The organism is Pedobacter puniceum, from assembly GCF_009674685.1.
Lineage (GTDB): Bacteria > Bacteroidota > Bacteroidia > Sphingobacteriales > Sphingobacteriaceae > Pseudopedobacter > Pseudopedobacter puniceum.
This window is the reverse complement of the sequence record NZ_WKJI01000004.1, coordinates 334,455-345,316: the sequence shown is the minus strand read 5'-3', so window position 1 is coordinate 345,316 and position 10,862 is coordinate 334,455. Positions and strand designations below refer to the sequence as shown.

Below are 10,862 nucleotides of genomic sequence, written 5' to 3'. Positions count from 1 at the left end.
AAATGAGTTTTACAAAATGGAATAAAAATACCGTTAGAGGCGGCCACAAAGCCCCAGAAAAAGAAAACGGTTACTAAAGTATACAATGCTGATGTATAACTTTTTTGTGTTGTTGATGTCATGTATATAGTTTAATTTAATTTGGTTTAATATTATTCATTCCAGTTATCTGTACGAAATGGTACAGCCGGCAAATTACTTTTATTTTGGAAATTAGTTACAGGATAATTTTGAAAAGCATAACGTACTGCTACAGGATGTTTAACCTCGGCTGCAAAAACCACAACTTTATCTCCTTGAATACGAGCTTCTGCAGGGTAAAACTTTTTATCCTCGCCGGCAATTAAAAAGTGCTTTGGACTGAAGCCATACTTGGTTCTTAAACCTTCTGCGATACTTTCTTTTGTAAAACTAATCAAGACTTTACCCTCTTTAATTTTGCAAGCTTTATATTGAGGCCCTAGATAATTTATATCTTTAAAACCATAGCTTTTGTGCAAAGCTATTTTAGCTAAACGTTGCCCTACTTCTTTTTTTCTTCTCGGATGTATATCATCTGGCTCACCAACATCCATAGTAATAGCCATACCGGTATTTTTAACCTTTAGTATGGCTTCTTGTGCTTCTCTAAAAAAAGCATATTCATTTAATGGATAACTCTTTTTATTCCAATTAAAAGGCGTCATCTGTACAAAATAGAAAGGTAAATCACCTTGCTTAAAATCAGACCGCCAGCCTTCAAGCATTGCCGAACATAATTTTGTATACATACCTCTATCCCAAGAATTAGACTCTCCCTGGTACCATAATATCCCTTTTATAGACAAGTTTATCAAAGGGTAAATCATTTTATTATACATCAATGATGGTTTATTGGTTAAGATAACGCTATCTGGTTGTAGTAGATATTTATTTAGATATTTCTTTTTCAATTGAGGATCTGCTTCTAAAACTTCTCTAGCTGTAAAAGCTTGACAAGAAGCACCTCCGTAAGCAGAAAGTACTAAACCCACCGGAATATTTAGTTTCTTAAAAACATCAACACCAAAATAATAAGCTACACCACTAAAAGTACCAACCGTTTCTGGGCTACAAACTTGCCATTTAGCATCAACAAAAATAGTTTTACTACTACTGGTATCTCTTTTAACTTTAAAAAGCCTAATGTTTGGATAATTAGCTTCAGGAATTTCTGTTTCATAATCCAGAACTCCTTTATGCCAAGGCGGTGCAGGTAACATAGTCATCTCCATATTAGACTGTCCGCTACACAACCAAACCTCGCCTATTAGAATGTTATCTAGTTTAACTTCTCCTTTTGTATGTTTAATGATGATATAATGAGGCTTAAAATCACCAGGTTTAGCTTTAGGAACTGCTAATTGCAATAACCATTCGCCATTAACACTGGCAGTTACAGTTACCTTTTTATTATCCCAACTTGCCTGAGCACTGATTTGCTCATTTGCTTCAGCTAATCCCCAAATTTTAAAAGCTTTATTTTGCTGCACCACCATATTACTTTGTATAGCAGTTGCTAGTTTAAAAGTTTGTTGTTTAGCATACAGCTGTGTATGCAACATAAAAAACAGAAGGCTGTAAAGAAGCTTTTTAAATTTCATGTTTACCATTGGTTTAGAGATTGATTTTGAGTTTGAACTTTAGCTTTGCTTGAAGAAAAATCTACCTGAATAGCACCTTCTTTAACATCAGCTAAACTGATAGCTAATTTCTGGAAACCTTCATTTGCCGAGTTCTGTGTTAAAGAGAAAGTACGACCGGGTAAATAGCTAGCGGGTAAAATCTCAAATTTTACATTTAAGGGAGTATTTATTTGGGCATACATTTTCTTTTTACCGATACTTAAAATAGCTGTTTTACCATCTTTTGATATTTTTATTTTAGCTTTGGTATGCATACTCCACCATAAGTTTGATGATGAGCGAGCTTTAAATTCATCTCTGACAGTAATGACCCCATGAAGTCTGTCTAATTTAATTCCGCGATGATAGCTTTCTACATCTCTGCTATAACAATTACTTAAGTTTAAAGTATAAAAGCCTTTTGTTTTATCGCTATGTTGTTTTAGTAGCGTAGCTTCGCCTGTGGGGTTTTGATCTGGACGATAATCTGGATTAAAAACCAAGCAGTTTTTTCCTTCTGCTCTTAAACGATAGAAATGCCATCTTCCGGCTTCTTTTGGCTCGCTAGGTGCATCTAAATAATCTGGCAAAGTAGTTTTACTAAAATATCCCGGAAAGGTATAATTATCTCTTCCTAAATCTCCGTAAGCCCAAACCTCGCCTAAACCTTGAATATCAAAAGTACCAGCATCTAAATGCCCGTGATTAGCATCGTTTTTACCACCATGCATGGCTATATATAAACCCTTAGCTTCCCAATTTTCTCTTAAAGACATAAGTTCTATTCCGCGGATGTAATTATCGGTGGGCAAAGCAGCTAAAGGTGACGGACCATTTACCATATCAGGCTGGTAATAAAGCATATCCATCCAAGTAACTTGCTTATTTTCTAAACATAAATCGTATTGTAATTTAGCTAAGGCTTTATCCTGATAGCGCTTTGCAAACCAAAAAAATGTGGTACTTCTTTTATTTTTTAGGGGGTCATCGCCGATGCTTAAACTGGTTACTGGCCCTGAAACATAAAGCGGGAACCATCCGGTTTTTTTAAAACCGGGAGCTTCATCTAAAGCATAAGTAGTACCTAATACCCTTTGCATACTTTCTAGCGCTATGGTGGTGTACATCAAACCATAACTCCAATACATTAAGCCTTCTTCGCTTTGCCCATCAGGCTCAAAAGAATTGATATAATAAGGAAGAGCGTTAGCAGCTAAAGAGGTGATATGACTCATGAGTTGAGGATCATCCTCGAACATGGCTAAAGCTGCCATGATGATGCCTCCGTTACAGATACCATTCCAATTATGATGTGCAGTATGCCACCAAATTCTTTTTTCCATTTGGATTTTAGCAGGCATCAATACATGCTTCATAACTGCTGCTTTCAGTTTCGATTTTTGCTCGGCAGATAAATAATCATGTAAACCATCATAAGCTAAAGCAAAGTTAAAAGCTCCTATCCCGGCATCTAAAAAATGACGGTTGGCGCCCCAATCTGGATAATCAATAAATTTATCTAACTGCGCCCAGGCCCTATCAGCGTAAGCTTTATTACCTGTAAATTGGTACATCATCACTAAACTTGGCAATTGCGTTGCAAAATTATGGATAGAAGGAATTCTTAATTTAGCGGCATCTAAAGCATAAGTTTGAATGGGTTCTTTTAACACTTCCTGTGCTTTTTCTTCTAAAGCAGCATAAGCAATTTTCACAATAGGGTCTTGCTGTTTGTATAAAGCTTTTACCCTTTCTATATCTTGTTGGTTAAAAAATAAACGACTGTATTGATTGCTTAAACCAGTTTTTTGAAAACTTTCTTGTACCTGCTGAGCTGTTATTTGTGCATTAAGCTTTATGGTAAAACTTGTAAAAGCCACTATAAGCAAGATGAATGAGGCTTTCATTTTTATATTTAGCATGGATGTTTGGTTAGTCATCTTAAATTTAGTTTAATAAATCCCAATTGCCAGAATAATAAGCTTTATCTATGCTGTGGATTAATTTTTTGTCGTTTTTAACTTTTGCTTCGTAACGCATATCCTGATAGAGATAGAAATTTAGCCAATAGCCAAAATCATACTTTTCATGTAAAGAATGTGGTTGTAAATAAAAAGCATAATGAAAAGTATTGATGTTAAATTTCTTAGCTTTTTCTACTGCCTTTTGAGCTTTTGACCACATATTTTCGGCAACGGTATTAAAAACAGCTTTAAAGTTTTGGTAAGAAGTTTCTGCTGTGTTGATGAGCGCTTGTTTATCATCTATACCTAAAACCAATAAGGAGATTTTATCTTCAAAAACTTTATCGCCATCTAAATCATATTCTAGCTGGTCTATAAAGCCATTATTATCAGTATCGGTATATTTTACAGTAGCAAATTTATCTTGCGGTCTTTGCAAACGGTCTCTACCCCATCTATCATACTGGCCACCAAAACCTTGAAAAGAGTAAGCTGTTTGGTCTATACGCCAAGCACCCCACTCGGCACCATATAAATGTATTCTACCATCAAAAGCACCAATATACAATTGCCCTTTTCCGGAGTTATCCATATCAAATTCTCCACGGTCACCTAAAGCATCCGCTTGTTTATTATGGTCTAAACCACCTTTTTCTACACCTATGGTAAAAATATCTTTAGGGTCGTAAAACTCTACCCGCTCCCAACGGTTGCAATCATCATCTTCATCAAAAACGATACGACATTCTTGCCAGTCGCCTTGTTTAAATGTCATGGCATAAGCCGTATCTCTATCTGGGTAAAATAAGGTATCTATACTTCTCCATCTGTTATCATCAAAAAATTTATTGGCTTCTGGTAAACCTTTTAAACTTTTAAAATGATGCCCTTGGTCTTGATAGCTATAACCTTTTCCTTTAAAAAGCATACTCATATCAAAATCAAACTCGTTACCCGGACCGTTATCATTATCTAAATCCCAAGTAATGGCGGCATAATCTATATTTTTTGTAAAGATGATATCAATATCTTGCGGAACCTTATCAAAGCCATTTTTGGTGTTTTTTGTTGCTGATGTATCTCTAAAATGTGGTGTATCTACCAAACGGATAGCCATTTCGGTGAGTTTATCTCCATCCTCATCATAAAAAATAAAAGGGTTTTCCCAGTTGTAACGTAAATCATCTATCCTGAAACTAGAACCATGCATTTTAAGAAAGGTAGAATTACCACTATAATCGTAAAAGAAATTAGCATGGCCGTTATGCTCCCAGGCTTGCATGGCAATTTTATTCCAATCTACATAGTGCATGATATTGTCTTGATCATCATCTAAGACATACATAAAATCTGCACCCCAATCAAAATAATTACGCACTTTGGTACCAGCATTACTTACAATCAGCTGAATATCTGCTTTGCCATTTTTATCTTCATCGGCCCAATCTAAACTAAAATCATACGGACCAGCAAATTTGCCATCTTTATTTTTATCTATCAGCAAGCAATCATCTATGGTATCGCCTTCTTTATCGCCATATTTCATGTTATCGTTATCATCAATCCACATAATTGGGATTTCACCATTTAATAAAGCTCTTAAAATATCAGGGTCGCCGTCTTTATCTAAATCTTCATAAGTGATATTGGTGATGCTAGGCACAAAACGCCAAGGCAATAATTGTGTGTTTTTATTCCAATAAGGAATGCTATTTTTTTGCGCCCATGTTTGGGTAGTGCAAAGGATAAATGCTATGAAAAAGATTCTAAATTTTGTAAACATGCTGGTTTAATTAAGAGGTTTATCGGTTCTAAATGGCGAGGCTGGCAAACCTTCTTTGTTGTAAAGATTTGCTCCTTCAGGATTATCTGCCCAAGCGTAACGTACAGCAACAGGATTTTTAATATCAGGATGAGAAACTTCTACCTTATTATTTTTGATGATGGCATTTGCCCACACAAAGTTTTGAGCATCAGCACTTATAGCAAAATATTTCAAAGCTTTACCATCTTTAGAGATGAGTCCGCTGCCTGTACTGGTGAAATATAAGATAAGCTTATTTTCTTTTTTCTTCATCTTTTGATAGATGGGCCCCGAGTGTACAACTTTCTCTTGATAAGCTATTTTTTGTGCTGCTAAGGCTAATCTTAAACCTACATCTTTTTTATTTTGAGGATGGATATCATTCCACTCACCAATATCATAAGTTACCGCCATACCAGTTTTAGGTAGTGATAAGGTAAAGAGCTGTGCCTCTCTAAGCTCGGCCCAATTGCTTTGCGAGGGTTGAGGTTTAACGGCTAAATAATTAGGTAACTGAACGTATAAAAAAGGAAAATCACCTAAGTTCCATTGCTTACGCCAATCTGTAATTAAAGCAGGAAAAAGTTGCTGATATTCTTTTCCTCTGGCACTATTAGCCTCACCCTGATACCAGATTACTCCTTTTATAGGATATGGTGTGAGTGGAGCAATCATTCCTTTATATAAAACTGCTGGCTGATAGGCTAAATTTGTCGTAGGAGGTAAAGGCTGTGCGGCAATCCCTAATTGATACTTCCATGTGCCTGTTAAATCTATAGTTTCGCCTTCTATTTCTATTTTATAAGGCTTATCTTTTACAAAACCCGGAGGCGAAGCCCATGCTAATACTCTAACAGTTATGGTATTTATACCCGGCTTTAAGATATAATCATTAAGCTGATAAACCCTAGCCTTATGCTTATCTTCTGTATGGCCTACTAAAATGCCGTTTATCCAGGTAGAATCTTGGTTATAAATATTACCTAAATAAAGTAAGGCTTTTTTACCTGATAAAGCAGCCGGAATTTCAATATCTTTTTGATACCAAACTACACCTGCATTTACGTTTTTAAAGATTTCTTCTGTCCAGAAGGCAGGTAATTTAGTAGTAGGCCAGTCTTGTGTATTGGTTTGTGCGCTTGCCCAGTTTAAACCATTGGCTAAATGCCCTTTATCTTGTTCTTTGATGTTTTTAAACCATTGGGCTATTGCTTGTTGGTCTTTATTTTTTACTTCTTGTAGGTATGGTGCTGATTTAAACTGATTCACCGTAGCGGTAAAATTTGGGAAATTTTGTAAACCGTCTTCGCTTAGCCAAGCCTCTGCAGGTGTACCGCCCCAAGTAGCATTAATTAAGCCAATAGGCACTTTATATTTTTGATGCAATTCTAAAGCAAAAAAATAACCAGCAGCTGTAAAATTGAGTACATTTTGCGGATTAGCCACTTGCCAGCCCTCGGTTGCTGTAACATCTTGAAGAGCTGTAGTAAAAGAAAATTTCTTTACCACTTCAAACTGCCTAATTTGAGGGTAATTGGCTGCTGCAATTTCTTTGGCATAAAGCTTTTGAGCTTTAAACATTTCAAACTCCATGTTAGACTGGCCAGAGCATACCCAAACATCACCTATTAAAATATCATCTATGGTGATGCTATTTTTAGCTTTTAGCTGCATTTGGTAAGGTCCGCCAGCCTCCATAGCAGGTAATGTTAAGGAGAATTTTCCATCTGCTTGACCTTCTGTTTGGTAGGTTTTACCCTTAAATGTGAGGGTGATTTGTTCGCCAGCATCGGCCCAACCCCAAATATGGATAGGCTTATTTCTTTGTAAAACCATACCTTTACTTACCAAAGCGGGTAGTTTAACATCGGCGAAAGCCAAAACAAAGAAAAAACAATTGATGAAGCTTAATAAAAACTTTTTCATGGTTTAATTATCCTAAATAGCTTCTTGTACTGCCCATAAACTTGCTGCACCAATTAATGCCGCTTCTTCCTTTAGCTGTGATAGGCAAATAGGTAAAAGCACATCATGATGGATAAGAGCTTGTTCTACTTCATTTTTAAAATAAGAGAAAGCGTTGGCAATGTTACCTCCAATAATTACAACTTGTGGTTGGTCTATTTTGATAAACTCGACCAAAAACTGCCCTAAGTTTGTGCCAAATTCTTTAAAAACTTGCTGTGCAGCAGGGTCTTGCTCATAAATTTCTGCCAATGCTTTTACATCTTTAATAGCATTTCCTTTAAGCTGTTGATAGCGGTTCACACAAAAGCGGGTAGAAATATGCTCTTCGGCTATGCTATCTTTAAAAGGGAAACACCATAGGTTGGCATCATCTGCACTGCCTGCATGGTAACGGGCGGTACCTAAACCTGTACCTAATGTTAAGCCTATAACATGCTGATAACCTTTTGCTGCTCCAGAGAATACTTCGCCTTGTAAAAAGCAACCTGCATCGTTCATCATCCGGATGTCAGCACTGCTGCAATAAAGCCTTTCTGCCAACATTTCTTTGATGTTTAAACCATAAAGGGCATCAAATTTAGAAAGACCTTTAATTTTACTGATGCCTGCCTCATAATCAAAAGGGCCTGGCATGGCAATACCGTAGTAATGAATGGCTGTTGTATGTTTGGCTATAGTACTTTGTATGCAAGCCACCCAAGCATCTACAATTTCTTCTGGACTGCCATGAGGGTTAACCCTTTCTCTTTTTAAGGTTTGAGCTACCAGCTCTTGCGTTTCTAAATTAATTAAGGCTGTTGTGATGTGTGAACCGCCTATATCTGCACCTAATACGATGTTGTTCATTTCTTATTTCTCGGCTAGGAAACTGTCTTAAAAAACATTTGTCTTCTAGAGTGGAGTGGAAATATTCTCTGATATACTCAAAAAAAATGGCTTCGACTCCGCTCAGCCTGACATAAAATGGTGATTTAAGATAGCCCCATAATTTTAGTCAATTGGTTTATGTTACAATAATACACCATTAAATGATTAGTTATTATGTACTGTAGTTTCTATAGGGTGTACATGAGTCTCAAAAACTTAATAGAGGGGGTATAAACTAAGAAAATTCACATTTAGGGGTGAATTTTCTTAATAAGCTCCATTAATTAATGTTTAATAACAATTTGCCTTTTTATTATTTTTCTATTTAATTGTAAAATATGGAGATAATAAATTCCTGGAGGGATTGTTTCTGTATTTAAACTTACAGTTTTTTCCGTTTGTAGAATTTTATCTTCTCTTAAAACTTTACCCTTATCATCTACAAGCCGAATGTTAATTGCATTACTTAAATCTGATAAAGACTTATTATTCTTATTATTTTTTTGTTGAGTATCATAAGACACTATAGTTCGTTGTTTGCCGGATTAGGATATATACTATAAGTATAATAACCCCAATCATAATCAGCAGTATCAACAGCTAAATAAAAAAGATTTATTGAGTTAGACTCTCCACAATCTGTAAACGCTTTTACAGTTACCATATAATCTCCCGGATAGTCAAAATCAAAAACTGCTTGACTTCCATTATTGAATACAGAGCCTGAAGGAACTGGTTTTCCCTGATTAATATAAGTTTGAGCATCTGGGTAGGGCTCTAATATCCAACTATAATAACTAGCATTTGGATAAGGGTTTGTTAAAGTAGCGATAACTGGTGTATTAGTACCAACCACATAATCTCCTGGGCCATCCCATACAGTAGTTACGCCATCACTAAGCGGAGGTAAACCTACGGTAATACTTTTGGTTCTCGTAAAATTACCACAGGCAGAACTAATATTTGCTGTTAATGTAATTACTTCTGTACCACTGTTATTAATAGTTACGCTGTTTCCTGTTGCATTACCCCCATTAAATGTGGTATTTCCCGTTGCAGACCAATTAACAGTAGCTCCACATGGCAAATTACTTATACTATAAGTGCCACTACCACTACAAATGCTTGAACTACCAATTATAATTGGTGAAGTTGCAGCAGCTCTGCTAACTGTGGCAGTATAACTTTTGTAATTTGCATTATTTACTTTTATAGTTACCCCAACATTATTTACTGTTGCAGCATTACAAACAGAAGTTAAAGCGAGAGAATTGGATGTTGTAGTTATATTTTGTGGGGCTGGGCTACCATTATATAACCACCCATTATTAGCTGAACCTAAATTCCATTCGTAAGAGGTAATGCTCGCCATACCACTTGGGTTGCTTACCATAAAAGTTTGATTAGTAGAAACGCCACATGTTGTCGCCAAAGTTGTAGGTGATAATACCAATTCTGGGGCGGTTTCTTCTATGGTTATTTTTTTGATATATGCTGTTTGTATAGTGGAATTATTTTTAATTACCGCTCCAACAACTAAATAAGAAAAAGCAGATTGTAAAGTGTTGAAGTTATATAATAAATCAGCATCATCTTCAGAAATGATATTATTGAAGATTGAAGTTGCTGTATTTCCATTATCATAATTATTATTAAACTCTGGTCCTAAGCATTGTGCTGTTGTAGTACTTGAGTTAACTAATTCCGAACGTAATCTAATGTCAGAAGAGGTAGGATTACTTTTTTGTCTCCAAACTTTTATTGTTATTTTGTATTTATAACCTTTTTTAAAATTATAATTTATTCTAAATGACGTCCCTCTGGCTTGATAGTTAGAAATATCTGATCGTAAAACTATCGATTTATTTACCGTTTCATAAGTAGGCGTACCAAGAACAGTTCTATGTTCTAAGTTATTAATTGATGGCCCTGTTGCAAAAATATTACAGCCAATAGCAGCAGTCCAATTTGTATAATCAATTACGGTTGTTTGTGCCTTTAAAGAATCTGCTTTGGAGATTAGAAAAAACAGAATAAAAAAGTTAGATAAATTGTTTTCATAACGTGTTTTTAGGTGAATAAATTATTTAGTTAAGTGTATTTGCAGGCTAATACCCGATTGAATTGTTTTAATATTTAGCTCGTTATTTTTAAAATTAGTGTTAGCATAACCCAAATTAAATTCTAATGCAACATGCTGATTTAAGAAAATAACAGGGCCACCTAAGGCTGAAAAAGTACGAATTGCTCCTTCGCTATCATTCCTATATTTAAATTCAAAGGCTGTTTGAGCATAAATATTAAATACTTTTTCAGGAGAAAACAGATAATATCTAACAAATGGACCTACGGTATAAAAATTTGTTTTTATTGACGTTTTAGGGATATAATCTGAGGTAAATGATAACTTAGTTCCTAAAGCAAGCTTGTCCAAAACGAAATATCCTGCATTTGAAGAAATGGCTATATTGATTGTTTCTGATGCGTTTTCGCCATCAATAATAGTATTTGCAAAACTTACGCCCCCACCTACCAGCCAACTATTTTTAGTAATCTGAGAATAAGATAGTTGGGATATAAAAAGAATAGTAATTGTTAAAAAAGTAATTTTCATGA

General features: G+C 35.4%; 8 protein-coding genes. All 8 read right to left on the bottom strand.

Going from position 1 to position 10,862, the window contains the following annotated elements; all coding sequences use genetic code 11:
- Positions 1 to 152 precede the first annotated feature (152 nt).
- Positions 153 to 1,622, bottom strand: a complete 1,470-nt coding sequence (locus tag GJJ64_RS15090; RefSeq protein WP_195759296.1) for a sialate O-acetylesterase — start codon at positions 1,620 to 1,622, stop codon at positions 153 to 155.
- A 2-nt stretch (positions 1,623 to 1,624) separates the two neighbouring features.
- The gene (locus tag GJJ64_RS15085) at positions 1,625 to 3,565 is read right to left on the bottom strand and encodes a hypothetical protein (RefSeq protein ID WP_195759295.1); all 1,941 of its coding nucleotides are present in this window, start codon (positions 3,563 to 3,565) and stop codon (positions 1,625 to 1,627) included.
- A gap of 25 nt (positions 3,566 to 3,590) precedes the next feature.
- A complete protein-coding gene (locus tag GJJ64_RS15080; RefSeq protein WP_154288584.1) occupies positions 3,591 to 5,390 on the bottom strand; it encodes a hypothetical protein in 1,800 nt (599 codons plus the stop codon).
- A 6-nt stretch (positions 5,391 to 5,396) separates the two neighbouring features.
- Entirely contained in the window at positions 5,397 to 7,337 is a 1,941-nt protein-coding gene (locus GJJ64_RS15075) for a sialate O-acetylesterase (RefSeq protein WP_154288583.1), read from the bottom strand.
- Positions 7,338 to 7,349: 12 nt separating this feature from the next.
- Entirely contained in the window at positions 7,350 to 8,225 is an 876-nt protein-coding gene (locus tag GJJ64_RS15070) for an ROK family protein (protein WP_154288582.1), read from the bottom strand.
- A gap of 305 nt (positions 8,226 to 8,530) precedes the next feature.
- Entirely contained in the window at positions 8,531 to 8,770 is a 240-nt protein-coding gene (locus GJJ64_RS17110; protein ID WP_154288581.1) for a T9SS type A sorting domain-containing protein, read from the bottom strand.
- Positions 8,770 to 9,639 (bottom strand): hypothetical protein, encoded by an 870-nt coding sequence (locus GJJ64_RS15060; protein WP_195759294.1) that lies wholly within the window; start codon positions 9,637 to 9,639, stop codon positions 8,770 to 8,772. Before GJJ64_RS15060 ends, GJJ64_RS17110 begins: the two co-directional genes overlap by 1 nt.
- A gap of 690 nt (positions 9,640 to 10,329) precedes the next feature.
- Entirely contained in the window at positions 10,330 to 10,860 is a 531-nt protein-coding gene (locus GJJ64_RS15055) for an outer membrane beta-barrel protein (RefSeq protein ID WP_039450519.1), read from the bottom strand.
- Between the last annotated feature and the right edge of the window lie 2 nt (positions 10,861 to 10,862).